Raw genomic sequence first — 20381 nt, 5'->3', positions numbered from 1 at the left:
GGGTCTCCGGGACCCCGGCGGGTCACGTCTCGACGACCTTCCGGTCGCCCGGGAAGCCGATCGGCAGCCGCGTGTGGAAGGCCCGGCGCGGGCCGGGTCCGTCGTCACGGCGCACGTCGGCGGCCGCGCGGGTGATCCGGTCCAGCATCACGCCGAGGAGCACGATGGTGATGCCCGCGGCCAGGCCCTTGCCCCACGCCTCGCTGCGCGAGAAGCCGTAGACGACGTCGTAGCCGAGGGCGCCCGCGCCGACGAGGCCGCCGATCACGGTCATGGACAGCACGTAGAGCAGGCCCTGGTTGGTGGCGAGCACGAGCGAGCCCTTCGCCATCGGCAGCTGCACCTTGGTGATCTCCTGCCACGTCGTCTGACCCGTCGAGCGGCCCGCCTCGATGGTCGTGGGCGAGACGCCCTTGACGCCGTCGGCCACCAGCTTGATGGCAGCGGGGGCGGCGTAGACGACGCCTGCCACGATCGCGGTGAAGCGGGAGGGGCCGAAGAGGGCGAGCACCGGGATCAGGTAGACGAACGGCGGGATCGTCTGGCCCGCGTCGAGCAGCGGCCTGATGCCGAGGTCGACCTTGCGGTCCCGGGCCATCCAGACCCCGAAAACCAGTGCCAGCACCATCACGAGCACGGTGGCGACGAGCGTCATCGTGAGCGTGATCATGGCGTCGTGCCACAGGTCGAAGAACCAGATGCCGGTCAGGCAGACGAGGGAGGACACGAGGGCGCGGGCGCCGCCGAAGACGAACGCGAGGGCGGCGATCGCGACGAAGGAGACGTACCACGGCGAGTCGGCGATCAGTGACTGCATCGGGTTGAGCAGCCAGGTGGTCACGAGGTCCTTGAAGGCGCCGGTGATGCCGCCGAAGGTGCTCGTGACCCAGTCCATGACGTCGTTCACCCACGTGGCGATGCGGTCGCCGATCGTGTAGACGGGGAACTCCGCGAGCCCGATGTAGGTGCGGGAGAGGTAGACGGCCACGAGCGTGCCGACCCCGCCGACGGCGAGGAGGACGCGTCGCTGCCGGACGTTGCCGCCACCGCCGCGCGCCACCTTCTCCGAGCGCTCACTGGCGGCCGTCGTGGTGCGGTCGAGCATGACGGCCATGACCACGATCAGCACGCCGGGCACGAACGCGGCGCCGACGTCGTTGATCCGCAGGCCGGCCAGGACGGGCTTGCCGAGGCCGGGCCCGTTGACGAACGCCGCCAGCGTGGCCATCGAGAGCGCGGCGAGCGTGGTCTGGTTGAGCCCCACGATGATGGTCTTGCGCGCCATCGGGAGCTGCACCTTGAACAGCCGCTGCCAGTAGGTCTGGCCGGCCGAGTCGGTGGCCTCGATGGTGGCCGTCGGGACCTCGCGGATCCCGAAGCCGGCGATCCGGACGAGCGGCGGGAGGGCGTAGATCATCGTGCTCACGACGGCGGCGCTGACGCCGATCCCGAAGAACAGCACCACCGGCAGGAGGTAGACGAACGTCGGCATCGTCTGCATCAGGTCGAGGACGACCGTGATGGCCCTGTTGGCCCGCGTGCTCGTGCCGACGAGGACCGCCAGCGGCATCCCCAGCACGATCACGATCGCCACCGAGATGCCGGTGACGATCAGCAGGTCGAGCGAGTCCTGCCAGTAGCCCAGCACGCCGAAGGAGAGGAAGGAGAGGCAGACCAGGACCGCGATGCGCCAGTTGGCGATCGCCAGGCCGATGTAGGTCGCGATCGCGACGACCCCCAGCCAGCCGATCTCCGGCACGGGGCGGGGCGGGTTCGGCACGACGATCATGCGCTGCACCCACTCGAAGAGGCTGCGCAGCAGGTCGGAGATGGAGTTGGTGAACTGCATGACCGGGTTGGTGTCGCGGCTGGCGAGGAGGTCGTTGTTGAACTCGGTGAGCCGGTCGTGGAGGTCGGTCCGCGCGACGCCCGGCAGGGCGAGGGTGTCGGTGCCCTCGAGGAGGAGGTAGGCGACGATCCAGACGCCGATGACCACCGCGGCCGGGATCCACCGGCTGACGGAGCTCCGCTCGGGAGGCGGTGGCTCGGCGCCGGGCTCGACCGGCTTGCGGACAGCGGGGGCGGGGGCGGTGGTGGTCACGACTCCTCCTCGGCCACCACCACGCGCATGATGTCCTCCTCGTCGACGACACCCAGCAGCTCGTCGCCGTCCACGACCCGGATCGGGTGCTCCGACGCGATCGCCGCCCGGGCGGCCTGGCGCACGATCGTGGTGACCGGCAGCGCGGGGCCCTCCAGCGACTCGCCGGGCCTCGGCTCGCGCATCACCCACTTCAGGGTCAGCACGTGCGACTTGGGCACCTCGGAGACGAAGTCCTTGACGTAGTCGTCGGCCGGCCGGGCGACGACCTCGTCGGGCGAGCCGATCTGGACGATCGCACCGTCACGCATGATGAGGATCCGGTCACCGAGCTTGAGGGCCTCGCTGAGGTCGTGGGTGATGAAGACCATCGTCTTGCCCAGCTCGCGGTGCAGCCGGATCACCTCGTTCTGCATGTCGCGCCGGATCAGCGGGTCGAGGGCCGAGAACGGCTCGTCGAAGAGCAGCATCTCCGGGTCGCCGGCGAGCGCCCGGGCCAGCCCGACGCGCTGCTGCATGCCGCCGGAGAGCTGGTCGGGGTAGGACTTCTCGTAGCCCGTGAGGCCGACCAGGTCGACGATCTCGCCCGCCTTCGCCCGGCGTTCCTTCTTGCCCACGCCGCGGACCTCGAGGCCGTAGGCCACGTTGTCGATCACCTGGCGGTGCGGCAGCAGGCCGAAGTGCTGGAACACCATCGACACCTGGTGGCGGCGGATCTCGCGCAGCTTCGACTCCGACGCCGCGGTGATCTCCTCGCCGTTCAGCGTCACCGAGCCGGACGTCGGCTCGATCAGGCGGGTGAGGAGGCGGACCAGCGTGGACTTGCCCGAGCCGGAGAGGCCCATGACGACGAAGACCTCGCCGGGCGCGACGTCGAAGGAGACGTCCTTCACGCCGACGACGTTGCCGGTCTTGGCCTTGAGGTCGGCGCGGGAGAGCTCGGCGTCCGGTGTGCCGATCACCCGGTCGGAGCGGGGACCGAAGATCTTCCACAGGCCGTCGACCGACAGTGCTGCCGTCGTCATGGGTGCTCCTCCATCAGCTGGTGGGCGGGTCCGCCGGCGGCCTGGTTGCGCGGGTCGCCGGGCGGGTAGGGCGGCACGCCGCCGCGGTGGCGGTAGAACGGGACGTCCGCGGGCGCGAGCGGCGTGTTGCCGGCGATCAGGTCGGCCGCCTTCTCGGCGACCATCATCACGGGGGCGTAGATGTTGCCGTTGGTGACGTAGGGGAAGACCGACGCGTCGACGACCCGCAGGCCCTCGGTGCCGTGCACGCGCATGCTGGTGGGGTCGGTGACGGACAGGTCGTCGGTGCCCATCTTCGCGGTGCACGAGGGGTGCAGCGCGGTCTCCGCGTCCCGGCGCACCCAGTCGAGGACCTCCTCGTCCGTGCTCACCCCCGGTCCGGGCGACAGCTCACCGCCGTTGAACGGCGCGAAGGCGGGCTGGTTGAGGATGTCGCGCGCGACGCGGACCGCCTCGACCCACTCCCGGCGGTCGTTGTCGGTGGACAGGTAGTTGAAGAGCATCCTCGGCTTCTGGCGCGGGTCGGTCGAGGCGATGCGCACCCACCCGCGGGTGTCGGCGTACATGGGGCCGATGTGGACCTGGTAGCCGTGGGCGTAGCGATCCTGTCCCGCCGGCGCCGACCCGTCGTAGCGGATCGCGATCGGCAGGAAGTGGAACATCAGGTTGGGCCAGTCGACGTCCTCGTTGGACCGGCAGAACCCGCCGCCCTCGAAGTGGTTGGAGGCCGCGGTGCCGGTGCGCCGGAGCAGCCACTCGAGGCCGACCCGGGGGCGGTTGCGCCACTTGAGGCCCTCCACGATGGAGACCGGCTGGAGCGAGGCGTACTGGATGTAGACCTCGAGGTGGTCCTGCAGGTTCTCGCCGACGCCCGGCAGGTCCTGGACCATCTCCACGCCCAGCGGTCGCAGGTGCTCGGGGTTGCCGACCCCCGAGAGCTGCAGCAGCTGCGGTGAGTTGATGGCGCCGCCGCAGAGGATGACCTCGCCCGCCCGGACCTGCTGGTGCCTGCGGCCGGCACGGAGGTAGTCGACGCCGACGGCCCGACGGCCCTCGAAGCGGATCCGGGTGGCGTGGGCGAAGGTCTCGACGGTGAGGTTCTTGCGCTTCATCACCGGGTGGAGGTACGCCCGGGCGGCCGACATCCGCACGCCGTTGACGATGTTGCGGTCGAAGCGCCCGAAGCCCTCCTGGCGATAGCCGTTGACGTCGTCGGTCAGGAGGTAGCCCGCCTGCTGCGCGGCCTCGAAGAAGGCGCTGAAGAGCGGGTTCGTGGCGGGGCTGCGCTCGAGGACGAGCGGGCCGGAGCCGCCCCGCCAGGCGTCCGCGCCGACCTGCCCGTCGGGCAGGACCAGGGACTCCATCCGCTTGAAGTAGGGCAGGCAGTGGCGGTAGTCCCAGGTCTCCATGCCGGGCTCGCGGGCCCACCGCTCGTAGTCCATCGGGTTGCCCCGCTGGAAGATCATCCCGTTGATCGACGACGACCCGCCGAGCACCTTGCCGCGTGCGTGGTAGACGCGACGCCCCCCCATCGCCGGCTCCGGCTCGGTCTCGTACCGCCAGTCGTAGAGCGGGTTGCCGATCGGGAACGGGAGCGCCGCCGGGGCATGGATCAACGGGTCGAACCGGTCGGTGCGCCCCGCCTCCAGCACCAGCACCGAGGTGGAGGCGTCCGCGGACAGGCGGTTCGCGAGCGCGCACCCGGCCGAGCCACCTCCCACGATGACGACGTCGTACCGGTCCGCACCCATGGTCGCCGCCTACCCGCCGAACCAGCGCTGGGGCACCGGGCGGATGTTGTGCCACACGTGCTTGGTCTCGCGGTACTCGTCGAGCCCTGCCTGACCCAGCTCCCGGCCGGTGCCGGACTGCTTGTAGCCGCCCCACTCGGCCTGGGGCACGTAGGGGTGGTAGTCGTTGATCCAGACCGTTCCCATCCGGAGCCGGCCCGCCACCCGCTGGGCCCGGCCCGCGTCCTGGGTCCACACGGCCCCGGCCAGGCCGTAGATCGAGTCGTTGGCGATGCGCACCGCCTCGTCCTCGTCACGGAAGGTCTCGACGGTGAGCACCGGCCCGAAGGACTCGTCCTGCGTCACCGACATGCCGCTGGTGCAGCGGTCGAGGATCGTCGGCAGGTAGTAGAAGCCCTCGGCGAGGGCCGGGTCGTCGGGACGCGCGCCACCGCACCGGAGCACCGCTCCCTCGGCGAGCCCGCGGGCGACGTACGCCTCCACCTTGTCGCGGTGCGCGGCACTGGTGAGCGGACCGGTCTCGGCCTTGTCGTCGAAGGGGCCGCCGAGGCGGATCGCGCCCGCTCGTTCGACGAGCGCGTCGACGAAGGAGTCGTGGATCGACTCCTCGACGAGCAGCCGCGCGCCGGCGGAGCACACCTGGCCGGAGTGCAGGAAGACCGCGGTGAGGGCGAAGTCGAGGGCCACGTCGAGGTCGGCGTCCGCGAAGACGATGTTCGGGTTCTTGCCGCCCAGCTCGAGAGCCACCTTCTTCACCGTGGCGGCGGCGGTGGCCATGATCGCCCGGCCCGTCTCCAGCCCGCCGGTGAACGACACGAGGTCGACCCGCGGGTCCGAGGAGAGCGGGGCACCGGCGCTCGCGCCGGCCCCCAGCACGAGGTTGCCGACGCCCGCGGGCAGCCCGGCCTCCTCCAGCAGGCGCATCAGGTGCACGGCCGAGTGGGGCGTCAGCTCGCTCGGCTTGAGCACGAAGGTGTTGCCCGCCGCCAGGCACGGCGCGACCTTCCACGAGACCTGCAGGAGCGGGTAGTTCCAGGGCGTGATGAGCCCGCACACGCCGATGGGCTCGTGCACGATGCGGCTGACCACGTCGGGGTTGCCGGTGTCGACCACGCGCCCGGCGTCCTCGGCGGCCACCCGCCCGTAGTGGCGGAAGACCGAGACCACGTCCGCGACGTCGTACCGGCTCTCCACGAGGCGCTTGCCGGTGTCGAGCGACTCCATGCGGGCCACGTCGTCGGCGTCGCGCTCGAGCAGGTCGGCCACGCGCAGGAGCAGGTCCCCGCGCTCACGGCCGGACGTGGTCGGCCAGTCGCTCGCGTGGAACGCCCGGTGCGCCGCCTCGATCGCGCGAGCCGTGTCCTCGGCGCCGGCCTCGTCGACCGCCCCGACCAGCGAGCCGTCCGCCGGGCAGCGCACCTCGCGCCGACCACCCGCGGCAGGGCTCGCCCACGCCCCGTCGACGTACAGCTCTGGCATCCGGACCACCTCGACACTTGTTGCGCATGTCGCAACCGGGTGCTCCGAGCGCAACCAGCCACGTTCGCAGGATCCAGCGGAGACCCCCCGTCGTCAAGGGCTGGGGCGCGGACGTGCCGACTATCGATGACCCCAGCCGAGGCGGTGGGAGACCTCGCCGGCCGCCTCGGCCAGCAGCGCGATCACGTCGTCGAGCCGCTCCGCGTCGAGCCGGAACGACGGGCCGGAGACGCTCATCGAGGCGACCACGTCGCCGTGGGCGTTGCGGACCGGCGCGGCCACCGCGGTCAGCCCGACCTCGAGCTCGTCGATCGCGACGGCGTACCCCTGCTCCCTGACCCTGGCGAGCTCGTCGCGCAGCTCCGGGAGGCGGGTGATCGTCTGGGCGGTGTACGTCGTCAGCGCGCCGAGTGCCTGCTCCAGCTCGGCCTCGTCGAGGCCGCTCAGCAGGACCTTGCCGTTGCTGGTGGCGTGCAGCGGGATGTGCTGCCCGACCCAGTTGTGCGGCTGCAGCGCCGAGGAGCCGGCCACCTGGTCGAGGTAGAGCGCGGAGCCGTCGGCGAGCACCGCGACGTTGACGGTCTCACCGGTGTCGGCCGCGAGCTGGCGGCAGATCGGCCGCGCCTCCTGGACCAGGTCGAGGCGGGCCGTGGTGGCACCGGCGAGGCGGAGGACGCCGACGCCGAGCCGGTAGCGGCCCCGGTCGCCGGTCTGCTCGACGAGCCGGTGCGACTCCAGGGTCGCGACCAGGCGGAACGCCGTGCTCTTGTGGACGCCGAGCTCGCCCGCGATCTCGGTGACGCCTGCCTCGCCGGTGCGCGCGAGCACCTCGAGGATGCTCAGGGCCCGGTCGACGGACTGGACGCCACCGCCGCCGGCGCCGGTCTCCTCGCTGTTGCGCATGGCGCGACACTAGCGCAGCGGCTGTTGCGTATCGCAAACTCTGTTTCGTCAAGCGCAACGTGCGACACAGCAACGATCGCGGGAGGCCGAGTGAGCAGCCGAGTGGGCGACTTGTGAGCGACTTCGTCCTGACCCTCTCCTGCCCGGACCGCCCGGGCATCGTGCACGCCGTCAGCGGCTACCTCGTCGAGCAGGGCGCCAACATCGTCGAGAGCCAGCAGTTCGGCGACCGCCTCACCCAGCGGTTCTTCATGCGGATCGCCTTCGCCACCGCGAGCTCGACCGAGCCCGGCGCCCTGCGCGAGGCGTTCGCCGCCACCGCCGAGCGGTTCGGCATGCACTTCGAGCTGTGGGCGGCGGACGCCCCCTACCGCACGCTCATCATGGTGTCGAAGCACCTGCACTGCCTCAACGACCTGCTCTTCCGCGCCAGCACGGGCGCCGTCCAGATCGACGTGCCGGCCGTCGTCTCGAACCACGCGGACGCCGGCCCGCTGGTCCGGTCGTACGGCATCGACTTCCACCACGTCCCCGTGACCTCGGCGACCAAGTCCGACGCCGAGGACCGGCTCATGGAGATCGTCGAGGCGACGGGCAGCCACCTGGTCGTGCTGGCCCGCTACATGCAGGTCCTGTCCGACGACCTGTGCCGGCGGCTGTCCGGGCGCGCGATCAACATCCACCACTCGTTCCTGCCGAGCTTCAAGGGAGCCCGGCCCTACCACCAGGCCTTCGACCGGGGTGTGAAGCTGGTGGGCGCGACGGCGCACTACGTCACCGCCGACCTCGACGAGGGACCGATCATCGAGCAGGACGTCCTGCGCGTCGACCACGGCTACGACCAGGACCAGCTCGTCGCGGCCGGGCGCGACGTGGAGGCCCAGGTCCTGTCCCGGGCCGTGCGCTGGCACGCCCAGTCGCGCGTCCTGCTCAACGGCGACCGCACGGTCGTCTTCCGCTGACGCCAGGCAACCGAAGGAGCACCATGCTGTCCGACATCGAGATCGCCAACGCCGCCGTGCTGCGGCCCATCCGGGACATCGCCCGGGAGACCCTCGGCATCGACGAGGAGCACCTGGTGCCCTACGGGCACCACAAGGCCAAGGTGGACGTCGGCTACCTGGCGTCCCTCGCCGACCGCCCCCTCGGCCGGCTGGTCCTGGTCACCGCGCTCTCCCCGACCCCGCCGGGCGAGGGCAAGACCACCACGACGGTGGGGCTCACCGACGCCCTCCACGGCCTCGGCCACCGGACGGTGGCGTGCCTGCGCGAGCCGTCGATGGGACCGGTCTTCGGCATGAAGGGCGGCGCCGCCGGTGGCGGCTGGAGCCAGGTGGTGCCGATGACCGACATCAACCTGCACTTCACCGGCGACTTCGCGGCGATCGCCGCCGCGAACAACCTCCTCGCCGCCCTCATCGACAACCACGTGCACCACGGCAACGAGCTCGACATCGACGTGCGCAGCGTGACCTGGAAGCGCGTCCTCGACACGAACGACCGGGCGCTGCGCGAGGTGGTCGTGGCCCTCGGCGGGCACGTCAACGGCTTCCCTCGCGAGGACGGGTTCGACATCGTCGTGGCCTCCGAGCTGATGGCGATCTTCTGCCTCACCGAGTCCTGGGCCGACCTCAAGCGCCGCATCGGCGACATCGTCATCGGCTACACCCGCGCCATGTCGCCGGTGACCGCGCGCGACCTGGGTGCCCACGGGGCGATGGCGGCGCTGCTGCGCGACGCCCTCGCGCCCAACCTCGTGCAGACGCTCGAGGGGGCCCCGGCCTTCGTGCACGGCGGTCCGTTCGCCAACATCGCCCACGGCTGCAGCTCGGTCATGGCGACCCGCGCGGGGCTGCGCCTGGCCGACATCGTGGTCACCGAGGCCGGCTTCGGCGCCGACCTGGGGGCGGAGAAGTTCGTGGACATCAAGTGCCGCAAGTCCGGCCTGCGGCCCGACGTGGCGGTCGTGGTGGCGACCGTCCGGGCGCTGAAGTACCACGGCGGCGTGGCCCTGGCGGACCTCGGCACCGAGGACGTCGCCGCGGTCGAGGCGGGCATGGTCAACCTCCGCCGCCACCTCGACAACATCCGCGACGTCTACGGCATCCCCGCCGTCGTCGCGGTCAACCGCTTCCCCACCGACACCGACCGGGAGGTGGCGCGGGTCGTCGAGCTGGTCGCGGACGAGGGCGTCCAGGCCTTCCCGGCCACGCACTTCGCCGACGGCGGCAACGGTGCGAAGGACCTCGCCCAGGGCGTCCTCGCGACCCTGGCCGAGCCGTCGCCGTACGAGTTCTCCTTCACCTACGACGACGACCTGTCGCTCACCGCGAAGGTGGAGGCGATCGCCACGCGCCTCTACGGCGCCGGCCTGGTGACGTGGGAGGCCAAGGCCCGGCGCCGCCTCCAGCGCATCGAGAGCGACGGCTACGGCGGACTCCCGGTCTGCGTCGCCAAGACCCAGTACTCCTTCTCCACCGACCCGAAGTCCCTCGGTGCGCCGTCGGGCCACGAGCTGCACGTGCGCGAGGTACGCCTCTCCGCGGGCGCAGGCTTCGTGGTCGTGGTCTGCGGCGACATGATGACCATGCCCGGCCTGCCGCGCGACCCGTCCGCCGCGCGCATCGACCTCGCCGACGACGGGACGATCCTCGGCCTCAGCTGACCGTTCGCTCGAGGTGACGTTCGCGCGCGTCGGACGACCAGAAGTGGCTGCCGTCGACCCGACCAACGGGTTCGCCCGTCGTGAGCGTTGGACTTGTGGTCGTCCGACGCGCCGGATCGGCCAGCGCAGGGAGAAGGGGCTGAGCCACGTCACGAGACCGGGGGTCGTGCCGGCTCGCCTGTGGTGGTGGCGGCAGATCACGGCGCCGGACCCTCGATCCGTGTGATGTGCCGCCACCCCGGGCGTCGGTCCGGCTAGGGCCGCGGCGCGTCGGACGACCAGAAGTGGCTGCCGTCGGCCCCACCAACGCGTACGCCCGTCGTGAGCGTTGGACTTGTGGTCGTCCGACGCGCCGGCACTGGGACGCGCGGTCAGTCGCCGAGCTCCGCGCGCCGGCGGATGACGTAGTCCTCGAGCTCCTCGCGGACGGCGTCGTCGAGCGGCGGCTGCTCGTAGTCCTCGAGCGTCTTCTGGTAGGCGACCTGGGCGCGGTCGTTGGCGTCGTGGCCGCCGTTGCGCATCCACCGCTCGTAGTTCTCCGACGACGAGAGGAGCGGGCGGTAGAAGCAGGTGCGGAAGCGCTCCATCGTGTGCATCGCGCCGAGGAAGTGGCCGCCGTGGCCGACCTCCTGGTGTGCGTCGAAGGCCATCGACGCCTCGTCGATCTCGAGCGGGGTGAACTCGTGGCGCAGCATCTGGAGCAGCTCGACGTCGACGATGAACTTCTCGTAGCCCGCGACCAGGCCACCCTCGAGCCAGCCGGCCGAGTGCATCACCCAGTTGGCGCCGGCGAGGAAGGTCGGCAGCAGCGTCATGAGCGCCTCGTAGCCCGCCTGGGCGTCGGCGACCTGTGAGGACGTCAGCCCGCCGCCGGTGCGGAACGGCAGGCCGAAGTGGCGCGCGATCTGGCCGGTGCACAGCAGGCCGAGCCCGGACTCCGGGGTGCCGAAGGTCGGCGAGCCGGACTGCATGTCGATGTTGGACAGGAACGACCCGAAGATCACCGGCGTCCCGGGGCGGATCAGCTGCGAGAGGGCGATGCCCGACAGGGCCTCCACGATCTGCTGCACCAGGGCGGCCGGGATCGTCACCGGCGACATCGCGCCCATCAGGATGAAGGGCGTCAGCACGACCGGCTGACCGGCTCCGGAGTACTCGAACTGCGCCTCGAGCATGCGGTCGTCCCAGCGCAGCGGCGAGTTGCAGTTGATCAGCGAGATGGTGGCCGGGGTCTCCTCGATGGCCTCCCGCGACCCGAAGAGGATCGAGGTCATCGCGATGGTGTCCGCGGCGTTGACCCCGGACACGACGTTGCCCATGTAGACCTTGTCGGTCAGCGTCTGCAGCGCGTAGGTCATGTCGAGGTGCCGGCTGTCGAGCGGGGTGTCGTTGGGCTCGCAGATGACGCCGCCCGCGGAGTCGAGCACGGCGAACGACTGCGCGAGCTTGGTGAAGCTGCGGAAGTCCTCCATGGTGGCGTCGCGTCGTACGTCGCCCTGCCGCACGAAGGGCGGCCCGTAGACCGCCCCGAACGCCATCGAGTCCCCACCGATGTGGATGTCGTGGTCGTGGTTGCGTGCCTGCACGTCGAACTCGCGCGGTGCCTTGGCGACCTGCTCGAGGACGAAGTCGGGGTCGAGGAAGACGGTGTTGTCCTCGACCCGCTGCCCGGCCCTGCGGAACAGCTCGAGGGCGCGCTCGTCCATGAACTCGACCCCGATCTCGGTCATCAGCCGCCGCCATCCCTGGTCGAGGGTGGCCATCGCCTCCTGGGACAAAACCTCGTAGCGCGGCATGGCGTTGCGGAACACGGGTCCTCCTGGGGTCAGGGCTGGGGTCAGGGCTGGGTCGGGCTGGGTCGGTCACGTGGTCAGGACGTCGGCCTCGACGCCGGCCGGGCCCCTTGACCGCGGCTCCCGACGGCTCTTAGCCTCATGATGTGGAACCACGGTTCCACATCATGGAACCCGTGGGAACCCCTCGACCGAAGGAGCCGCCCGTGAGCGAGGCCGCCACCGGCACGCGGGCGCTGGACCGCGCCGCCGACCTCGTCGCGACGGTCGTCCACGCCGACGAGCCGATCTCGTTCGCCGAGCTTCAGGACGCGAGCGGGCTGGCGAAGTCGACGACGTCGCGGCTGCTCGCCGCCCTCGAGCGCTCGGGGCTGGTCGAGCGCGTCGAGTCCGGGTCCTACGTCGCCGGCCGGCTCTTCTGGCTCTACGCCGCGCGCCACGACCCGTGGGACGAGCTGGTCCGGCTGGCCCGTCCGGCCATGGAGCGCATCGGCGCCGACACGGGTGAGACGGTCCACCTCAGCGTGGCCCGCGGTGACCGCGTGGTGCAGGTCGCCCAGGTCGACGCGACCTACCTCCTCGGCACGCGCGACTGGACCGAGATCGAGGTCCCCGCCCACTGCTCCGCGCTGGGCAAGGTGCTCCTCGCGTGGGACGCGCTCGAGCTCCCGTCGGGTGTGCTGGAGCGGCCCACGCCGGCAACGCTGCCCGACGCCGACGCCGTCCGTCGTGACGGCCGACGTGCCCGCGACCGCGGGTGGGCCGTCACCGAGGACGAGCTCGAGATCGGCCTCACCGGCATCGCCGTACCCGTCTTCGGCCTCCGTGGCGACGTGGTCGCCGCGCTCGGGATCTCGGGCCCCTCGGCCCGGCTGGCCGATCGCGTCGACGAGCTCGGCCGCCAGCTGCTCGACCGGTCCACCGCGCTGTCCTCGCTGCTGCGCGGTCCCGCCCGCACCGACCCTGCCCGCAGAGACGCTCGCACCCAGGAGGTGGTCGCATGACCCCCGACGACATCCTCAAGGCCCTCTACGACGAGACGCTCGTGGGCAACGCCCCTCGCGTGCTCGAGCTGACCGAGGAGGGGCTCGGCCTCTCGATGGAGCCGCAGACGCTGCTCTTCGACGCCCTCATCCCCTCGCTGGAGGAGGTCGGCGCCCGCTTCGAGCGCGGCGACTTCTTCGTCCCCGAGATGCTCATCGCCGGACGTGCGATGGCCGGCGCGATGGAGCGGCTGCGGCCGTTGCTCGCCGAGACCGGCGTGGAGACCATCGGCAAGTTCCTCATGGGCACGGTCAAGGGCGACGTCCACGACATCGGCAAGAACCTCGTCAACATCATGCTCGAGGGCGCGGGCTTCGAGGTGATCGACCTCGGCGTGCAGGTGGCCCCCGAGAAGTTCGTGGCGGCGATCGAGGAGCACCAGCCCGACATCGTCGGCTTCTCGGCCTTCCTCACCACCACCATGCCGATGTTCAAGGCCAACATGAACGCCCTCGAGAAGGCCGGCATCCGCGACGAGGTGATCGTCATGGTCGGTGGCGCACCCGTCACGCAGGAGTACGCCGACGCGGTCGGCGCGGACGGCTACGCGGCCGACGCCTCGCAGACCGTCAAGCGCGCCAAGAGCCTCATCGAGGCCAAGCGGACGAAGGTCCCTGCATGAGCCCCGCCGAGCCGCTGCGCACGGTCCTGCGGTCGGCCACCCGCGAGGTGGTCATCGGGCACGACACCCGGTTCACGCTCATCGGCGAGCGGATCAACCCCACCGGGCGCCGCATCTTCCAGCAGCAGCTCCGCGACGGTGACCTCTCGGCCATCGAGCGCGACGTCAAGTCCCAGGTCGAGGGCGGTGCCGACGTCCTCGACGTCAACATGGGCGTGCCGCTGACCGACGAGCCCGAGCTGCTGGCCAAGGCCATCACACTGGTCCAGGAGCTCTGCGACCTCCCCATCTGCATCGACTCCTCGGTGGTCGAGGCGCTGGAGGCGGGACTGTCGGTCTACCGGGGCCGGGCGCTGGTCAACTCCGTGACGGCTGAGGACGACCGCCTCGAGCTGATCCTGCCGCTGGTGAAGAAGCACGACGCCGCGATCATCGCCCTGCCCAACGACCACGACGAGATCCCGATGGAGGCCGACAAGCGCGTCGAGCTCACCGGCAAGATCGTCCGGGTCGCCACGCAGGAGTACGGCATCGCCCAGGCCGACATCGTCATCGACCCCCTCGCCATGCCGATCGGCGCCGACACCAGCACCAGCCTCGTGACGTTCGAGGTGATGCGGCGCATCCGCGACGACTTCGGCGTCAACATGACGTGCGGCGCGTCCAACGTCTCCTTCGGGATGCCGGGACGGCACACCCTCAACGGCACGTGGCTCCCGATGGCCATGACGTCCGGGCTGACGAGCGCGATCATGGACACCCGCACGCCCCACGTGGTCGAGGCGGTCAAGGCGGCCGACGTGTTCCTCGGCCACGACGACTGGGGCATGGCCTGGATCGCCGCGCACCGCGCGAAGCAGGAGGCGAGCCAGACGTGAGGACACCCCACGACGTCCTCCGTCCCGGGGCCGCGTCGTGAGCGGACCTCCCGAGGGCCCGGACTTCTCGCTCGCCGACGTCGCCCGCGAGGGCCTGCTCGAGCGGCCGGGCGCCGAGCCCGCCACCCACGACGGGACGGGTCGCGTCGGGCTCGCCTTCACGGTCCGGACCGCCGCCGAGGACGGGGCGGAGGCCCCGCCGGCGGTCCGCGACGTGCGCGTGCCTCCCGGCGTCACGGTCTTCGACGCCGCGTCGTGGAACGGCATCGCGATCGACTCCACCTGCGGGGGCCACGGCACCTGCCACAAGTGCCGCATCCGCATCACCACCGACGGCCCGACGCCGGTGACCCGCCACGACGTGCGCACCTTCACCCCCGCCCAGCTCGCCGAGGGGTGGCGGCTCGGCTGCCTGCTCCACGCGACCCGCGACCTGGCCGTCGAGGTCCCCCCGCTCACCACCCGGCCCAAGGCCGCCACCGTCGGGATCGGGCGTCAGGTGATCCTGCGTCCGGCCCTGCAGAAGAGGTACGTCGAGCTCGACGAGGCCACGCTCGCCGACCAGCGCACCGACCTCGTGCGTCTCACCGACGCGATCGACGACCTCGAGCTCACCGCCGACCTCCACGTGCTGCGACGGCTGTCGACGGTGCTGCGCGCGGCCGACTTCAAGGTCACCGCGGTCATCATCGACGAGGCGCTCGTCGACATCGAGCCCGGCGACACCACGGGCGCCCGCTACGCCATCGCGTTCGACCTCGGCACCACCACGGTCGTCGGCACGCTGCTCGACGTCGGCACCGGCACCCCGCTGGCCGTCGCCTCGACGCTCAACGCCCAGCAGCCCTTCGGCGGCGACGTCATCACCCGCATCAGCGCCACGATGATGGACCCCGACGCCCTCGGGCGGCTGCAGCAGGCCGCCGGCGCGACGCTCTCCTCGCTCGCCAAGGAGGTGTGCCGCGAGGCCCGGGTCGACCCGGGCCACGTCTACGAGGTGGCCGTCGCCGGCAACGCGACGATGACGGCCCTCGCGCTCGGCATCGACCCCGAGCCGCTCGGCGTCGCGCCGTTCGTGATGTCGGCCGCGCAGCCGCCGTCGGTCCTCGCCTCCGAGCTGGGCCTGAGCCTGCACCCCCGGGCGCGCGCGTTCCTGTTCCCCGCGCTCGGCGCCTACGTCGGCGGCGACATCGTGGCGGGCATGCTCGCCAGCGGGATGGACCGCGACAAGCGCACCCGGCTCTTCATCGACGTCGGCACCAACTGCGAGATCGTGCTCAGCGACGGGGAGACCATCCTGTCGACCGCCGCGCCCGCCGGGCCGGCGTTCGAGGGAGGAGCCATCCGCTGCGGCATGCGGGCCGCCGACGGCGCGATCGAGGTGATCAAGGTCGACCCCCACGCCGAGGGCGAGGACCCCGCCGTCACCCTGCAGGTCATCGGCGACGTCGAGCCCCGGGGCCTGTGCGGCTCGGGCCTGGTCGACGCGGTCGCCGAGCTCGTCCGCGTCGGACTCCTCGACGCCTCGGGCCGCCTCGTGCCCGAGGACGACGCCAAGGACATCGCTCCCGCGCTGGCAGACCGGCTCACGCGGATCGGCGAGGAGCGGGTGTTCGTCCTGCACCGGCCCACGCCCGACGCCGAGCCTGCCGAGTGCGTCTACCTCTCCCAGCGCGACGTGCGAGAGCTGCAGTTCGCCAAGGCGGCCATCTCGACGGGCTGGTCGCTGCTCCTCGAGCAGCTCGGCCTCGAGCAACGCGACGTGCAGCAGGTGCTCCTCGCGGGCTCGTTCGGCAGCTACCTCTCCCCCGCGTCGGCCGTCCGCATCGGCCTGGTCCCCCGCCTGCCGGTCCTGAGGATCGTCGCGGCCGGCAACGTCGCCGGCGAGGGCGCCAAGATGGCCCTGCTCTCGGTGCGCGAGCGGGCCGGGGCGCAGGCGCTGCTGGAGGAGGTGACTTATGTCGAGCTCTCCGACCGTCCAGGGTTCAACGACGCCTTCGTCGACCAGCTCTCGTTCGCGCCCTGAGGAGCGGGTGGCGCTGATCGCGTGCGGCGCGATCGCGCAGCCGGCGGCCGCTGTCGTCGACCGGAACGGCTGGCCCGTCGACGTGCATCCCCTGCCCCCGCTGCTGCACAACCACCCCGACCGGATCGCCGACCAGGTGCGCGCGCTCGCGGAGCGGCTGGGCCGGTCCTACGGACGCGTCGTCGTCGGCTACGCGGACTGCGGCACGTACGGCGCACTCGACAGCGTCTGCGACGACCTCGGGCTCCAGCGGCTCCCGGGGCTGCACTGCTACGACGTCTACGCCGGCCGGTCGCGCCTCGAGCGGTTCTTCGACGAGCAGCCGGGCACCTACCTGCTGACCGACTTCCTCGTCCGGTCCTTCGACCGCACCGTGGTCCGGGAGCTGGGCCTGGACCGGTACCCCGAGCTCCGTGACACCTACTTCGGCCACTACACGCGCGTCGTCTGGCTCGCCCAGGAGCCCGACGAGGAGCTGCGGGCCCTGGCCGCCGACGCGGCGGAGGGGCTCGGGCTCCCGCTCACCGTCGTGGAGACCGGTGACCACGGGCTCGAGCAGGCCCTCGCCGACCTCGTCCGTCCGGCCGTCTAGGGACGAACCGGTAGGTCCCGGGGGTGGATCGGCTGCCAGATCGTCCCTAAGTACGGCGGAGCCGAGCCAGCAGGTCGGTGCGCCAGGCCTCGGTCTCGCCGATCTGGTTGAACGTGAAGACGTGGAGGCCCTCGACCAGCGCCCCGTCCTCGCCCAGCGCCGGTGCGCACTTCTCGAGGAAGCTCTCCCCGGTGAAGCCGCCCGGGGCCGCCAGCCGCGCGAACAGGCCCTTGTTCTTGGCGAGGAACTTCGTCGACTCCCCCACCCCGATGCGGGTGGCCATGCCGAGCAGCTTGGCGCGCTCGACCGGCCCCGGGAGCCCGAGCAGCAGCGGCATCGTCACCCCGCGGTTGCGGAGCCGGCGGATCCAGTCGCGGACCAGGGCGGGGTCGAAGGTCAGGTTGCTGACGATGTGGGTGGCGTAGTGGCGCTTGTCCCACATCGACTGGACGGTGAGGTCGTCGTGGATCGTCGGGTGCGACTCGGGATAGCCGGTGATGCCGACGTGCGAGAAGGGCGACCCGAGGTCCCGGAGGTCCTGCAGCAGTGCGAGGGCGTCGGGGTAGTCGCCGGCCGGCTCGGCGTCGCCGCCCGGCACGAAGACGCGACTGATGCCCTTGCCGACGAGCCGGTCCGCGATCTCCTCGAGCTCGCTCCGGCCGGTCACCATCCGGGCCGCGAGGTGGGGCACCGTGACGTAGCCGTGCCCCGTCAGGCGCTCAGCGAGGTCGAGGGTCGCCGCCAGTCCCTTGCTCGGGGACGCGGTCACCGTCACCACGCGGTCGCGGGGCAGGTGCTCGAGCACCTTGTCCTCGGTGGCAGCCGTCGGGAGCACCTCGTAGCGTGCCTGCTCGAGTAGCCGGATGAGCGTCGCGGCCGACTTCTTGTTGCGCATGGAGCAACTCATCTCGTGATACGCATCAGACGTGCTCACTGTAGTGGCTCGGGCACCGCAGGTGAAGGGACCTCGAGGACGACCCGGGCATGACGAAGGGCGGCCACCCCGACCGGGGTGACCGCCCTTCGACGGTTGCTGCGGTGCAGCGAGGTGCTAGCGGATCGTCACTTGACGGTGACGGTGGCGCCGGCGGCCTCGAGGGCCTCCTTGGCCTTGTCCGCGGCCTCCTTGGTGGCGTTCTCGAGGATCGTCTTGGGGGCGGCCTCGACGAGGTCCTTGGCCTCCTTCAGACCGAGGGAGGTCAGGGCGCGCACCTCCTTGATGACGTTGATCTTCTTGTCGCCGGCGGCCTCGAGGACGACCTCGAAGTCGTCCTTGTCCTCGGCGGCGGCGGCGTCGCCACCGGCGGCACCACCGGCAGCCGGGGCAGCGGCCACGGCAACGGGGGCAGCGGCGGTCACGCCGAAGGTGTCCTCGAACTGCTTCACGAACTCGGAGAGCTCGATCAGGGTCATCTCCTTGAAGGCGTCAAGGAGCTCGTCGGTGCTGAGCTTCGCCATGATGGCAAACCTTTCCTTGTGTGGCGCGGTCGCTGGTGCGGCTGCGCCGGGGTTTCAGGTGGTGTACGTCGGCCTTGTCAGGCGTCGGTGGACTCGGCGGCCGTGTCGGCCGACTCGTCGGTCGCCTCGGGCTCGGCGGCCTCCTCTGAAGAGGTGGCCTCCTCCGCCGGGGCGTCCTCGGCAGCGGGAGCATCCGGCGTACCGGCACCACCTGCGAGGATCGAGGGGTCCTGCTCGGCCTTGGCCTGCAGCGCACCCGCGAGACGGGCGGCCTGGGCGATCGGCGCGTTGAGCAGGTAGACGGCCTGGGAGAGCGAGGCGAGCATCGCGCCCGCCAGCTTGCCCAGCAGCACCTCGCGCGACTCGAGGTCAGCCAGCTTGGCGACCTCGGCAGCGTCGAGCGGCTTGCCGTCCAGAACTCCACCCTTGATGACAAGGGCGGGGTTTGCCTTGGCAAAGTCACGCAGACCCTTGGCGGCCTCGACCACGTCTCCATTGATGAAGGCGATGGCGGTGGGGCCGGTCAGCAGGTCGTCGAAGCCTTCGATGCCAGCCTCGGTGGCGGCGATCTTGGCCAGCGTGTTCTTGACCACGGCGTAGTTGGCGTTCTCGCCGAGGGAGCGCCGCAGGTCCTGCAGCTGCTTCACGGTGAGCCCGCGGTACTCGGTCAGCACAGCGCCGGCGGAGTCGTTGAAGGACTCAACGATCTCTGCGACGGCGGCAGTCTTTTCTGGCCGCGCCATGGGTCTCCTTCCGGGGTTGACCACCGGCGTCGGGCCCACAGACGACGAACGCCCTGAGCACAGGCTCAGGGCGTGGGTTGCGGCGCGGGCCGCTTGCTCTGAATCCTGCGCCGGCCGCCCGCTGCTGCGGACCTTCGGTCACGGGCGAGGAGCTCGTGACAACCTGCGGTCTCTGGTTTCGAGATGGAACAGTACGCGTCGGGCCGCGGACCAGACAAATCGGCGGAGCCGACGTGCAAACCGTCCAATCCTCCCACGCCGGGGGCCCATCACTGGTCCAATGGCCCCGTGGATCACCAGCTCATGACCGTCGGGGCCTCCCTGGCCCGCAGCGACGAACGCATGCTCACCGGACGCAACGCCGCCGGGCGCCTCTGGAAGACCGGCTTCGTCGGGCTCGACCCGCTGATCGGCGGCGGGATGCGGGCCGGCTCGCTGGTGCTGCTCGCCGGGCCGCAGGGCCTCGGCAAGTCGACGTTCGCGCTGCAGGTCGCCCGCAACAACGCCGCGACCGGGCGCCCGGTGCTCTACTTCTCCTACGAGCACGACGCCGAGGACCTGACGCAGAAGCTCATCGCGATGGAGGCCGGCGAGCTCGACGACTCCGACCAGGTGCGCGTGACCAGCATCAGGTCGATCTTCGACGACCTCTGGGTGAGCTCGCTCGAGCACCGCCTCGAGTCGGTCCCGGCCGGCGTCGAGGCGCTGGGCCGGGTCGCCCAGTACTCCGAGATGCTCTTCGTCCACCGCTCGACCGGCACCCGCACCGACCTCGCCGCGATCCAGAACGCCATCGAGGCGGTGCGCGAGCTGTCCGGGTCGACACCGCTCGTGGTCGTCGACTACCTGCAGAAGGTGAAGTCGAGCCAGGACGACGAGGAGGGAAGCACCACCGAGATCGTCGAGGGCCTCAAGGACCTCGCCATCGACATCAGCGCGCCCGTCCTTGCGATCTCCGCGGCCGAGAAGGAGGCGCTCCGGTCGGGTCGGCGGATGCGCGCGAACGACCTGCGCGGTTCGAGCGCCCTGGCCTACGAGGCCGACGTCGTGATGGTGCTGAACAACAAGTTCGACATCGTCGCGCGCCACCACCTGACCTACGACCTCGGCAACGCGGAGCGGTTCCGCGACTACGCCGTCCTGACCATCGAGAAGAACCGGTTCGGCCGCGACGGCGCGGTGCTCCAGTTCCGCACGCGGTTCGACCAGGGCCGCTACGAGCCCGAGGGCACCGAGGTCAAGGAGCAGCTGATCGACGAGCGGGTCTTCCGGGAGTGAGGCGAAGCCGCATGCGCTGAGAC

Annotated in this window: 17 protein-coding genes; 8 read left to right on the top strand and 9 right to left on the bottom strand. The window is 71.2% G+C overall.

The features are described from left to right. Window positions 1-22: 22 nt before the first annotated feature. The 5 genes from NYO98_RS01520 to NYO98_RS01500 all read right to left on the bottom strand — a co-directional run bounded on the left by NYO98_RS01520 (window position 23) and on the right by NYO98_RS01500 (window position 7259). Complete coding sequence (locus tag NYO98_RS01520; RefSeq protein ID WP_268109754.1) at window positions 23-2101, bottom strand: ABC transporter permease; 2079 nt, start codon at window positions 2099-2101, stop codon at window positions 23-25. Next, window positions 2098-3126, bottom strand: a complete 1029-nt coding sequence (locus NYO98_RS01515) for a quaternary amine ABC transporter ATP-binding protein (RefSeq protein WP_268109753.1) — start codon at window positions 3124-3126, stop codon at window positions 2098-2100. The genes NYO98_RS01520 and NYO98_RS01515 overlap by 4 nt, the downstream gene beginning before the upstream one ends. Further along, window positions 3123-4877, bottom strand: a complete 1755-nt coding sequence (betA, locus tag NYO98_RS01510) for a choline dehydrogenase (protein ID WP_268109752.1) — start codon at window positions 4875-4877, stop codon at window positions 3123-3125. Before betA ends, NYO98_RS01515 begins: the two co-directional genes overlap by 4 nt. A 9-nt stretch (window positions 4878-4886) precedes the next feature. Beyond that, entirely contained in the window at window positions 4887-6356 is a 1470-nt protein-coding gene (locus NYO98_RS01505) for an aldehyde dehydrogenase family protein (RefSeq protein ID WP_268109751.1), read from the bottom strand. Between the two features lie 120 nt (window positions 6357-6476). Further along, a complete protein-coding gene (locus tag NYO98_RS01500; protein ID WP_268109750.1) occupies window positions 6477-7259 on the bottom strand; it encodes an IclR family transcriptional regulator in 783 nt (260 codons plus the stop codon). A gap of 113 nt (window positions 7260-7372) precedes the next feature. Between NYO98_RS01500 and purU the strand changes: the two genes are divergently transcribed. Further along, on the top strand, window positions 7373-8221 hold the full coding sequence (gene purU / locus NYO98_RS01495) for a formyltetrahydrofolate deformylase (RefSeq protein WP_268109749.1): 849 nt from the start codon (window positions 7373-7375) through the stop codon (window positions 8219-8221). Between the two features lie 23 nt (window positions 8222-8244). Continuing rightward, window positions 8245-9924 carry a formate--tetrahydrofolate ligase gene (locus tag NYO98_RS01490; RefSeq protein ID WP_268109747.1) on the top strand — a complete coding sequence of 560 codons (1680 nt, stop codon included), beginning with the start codon at window positions 8245-8247 and terminating at the stop codon, window positions 9922-9924. A 371-nt stretch (window positions 9925-10295) separates the two neighbouring features. Here NYO98_RS01490 and NYO98_RS01485 read toward each other — a convergent pair whose 3' ends face one another. Continuing rightward, window positions 10296-11735, bottom strand: coding sequence for a trimethylamine methyltransferase family protein (locus tag NYO98_RS01485; RefSeq protein WP_268109746.1), 1440 nt, complete (start codon window positions 11733-11735; stop codon window positions 10296-10298). Window positions 11736-11923: 188 nt separating this feature from the next. Between NYO98_RS01485 and NYO98_RS01480 the strand changes: the two genes are divergently transcribed. From NYO98_RS01480 to NYO98_RS01460, 5 genes are read left to right on the top strand one after another with little or no spacing between them, the layout of a single operon-like run. Further along, entirely contained in the window at window positions 11924-12721 is a 798-nt protein-coding gene (locus NYO98_RS01480) for an IclR family transcriptional regulator (RefSeq protein ID WP_268109745.1), read from the top strand. Further along, window positions 12718-13383, top strand: coding sequence for a corrinoid protein (locus NYO98_RS01475; protein ID WP_268109744.1), 666 nt, complete (start codon window positions 12718-12720; stop codon window positions 13381-13383). The genes NYO98_RS01480 and NYO98_RS01475 overlap by 4 nt, the downstream gene beginning before the upstream one ends. Next, entirely contained in the window at window positions 13380-14261 is an 882-nt protein-coding gene (locus NYO98_RS01470; RefSeq protein WP_268109742.1) for a dihydropteroate synthase, read from the top strand. Before NYO98_RS01475 ends, NYO98_RS01470 begins: the two co-directional genes overlap by 4 nt. A gap of 37 nt (window positions 14262-14298) precedes the next feature. Continuing rightward, a complete protein-coding gene (locus tag NYO98_RS01465) occupies window positions 14299-16287 on the top strand; it encodes an ASKHA domain-containing protein (RefSeq protein ID WP_268109741.1) in 1989 nt (662 codons plus the stop codon). A gap of 7 nt (window positions 16288-16294) precedes the next feature. Continuing rightward, window positions 16295-16879 carry a DUF1638 domain-containing protein gene (locus NYO98_RS01460; RefSeq protein ID WP_268109740.1) on the top strand — a complete coding sequence of 195 codons (585 nt, stop codon included), beginning with the start codon at window positions 16295-16297 and terminating at the stop codon, window positions 16877-16879. Between the two features lie 46 nt (window positions 16880-16925). Here NYO98_RS01460 and NYO98_RS01455 read toward each other — a convergent pair whose 3' ends face one another. The 3 genes from NYO98_RS01455 to rplJ form a co-directional block, all read right to left on the bottom strand. After that, window positions 16926-17774 (bottom strand): methylenetetrahydrofolate reductase, encoded by an 849-nt coding sequence (locus tag NYO98_RS01455; RefSeq protein WP_268109738.1) that lies wholly within the window; start codon window positions 17772-17774, stop codon window positions 16926-16928. 167 nt (window positions 17775-17941) lie between these two features. Next, entirely contained in the window at window positions 17942-18337 is a 396-nt protein-coding gene (gene rplL, locus NYO98_RS01450) for a 50S ribosomal protein L7/L12 (protein WP_268109737.1), read from the bottom strand. 77 nt (window positions 18338-18414) lie between these two features. Further along, the gene (gene rplJ, locus NYO98_RS01445) at window positions 18415-19080 is read right to left on the bottom strand and encodes a 50S ribosomal protein L10 (RefSeq protein WP_268109736.1); all 666 of its coding nucleotides are present in this window, start codon (window positions 19078-19080) and stop codon (window positions 18415-18417) included. Between the two features lie 288 nt (window positions 19081-19368). Between rplJ and NYO98_RS01440 the strand changes: the two genes are divergently transcribed. Continuing rightward, window positions 19369-20358 (top strand): DnaB-like helicase C-terminal domain-containing protein, encoded by a 990-nt coding sequence (locus tag NYO98_RS01440; RefSeq protein ID WP_268109735.1) that lies wholly within the window; start codon window positions 19369-19371, stop codon window positions 20356-20358. Window positions 20359-20381 lie beyond the last annotated feature (23 nt).

It is taken from the genome of Nocardioides pini, from assembly GCF_026712185.1.
Classification (GTDB): Bacteria; Actinomycetota; Actinomycetes; order Propionibacteriales; family Nocardioidaceae; genus Nocardioides; species Nocardioides pini.
This window is presented reverse-complemented; position numbering and strand designations above follow the sequence as displayed.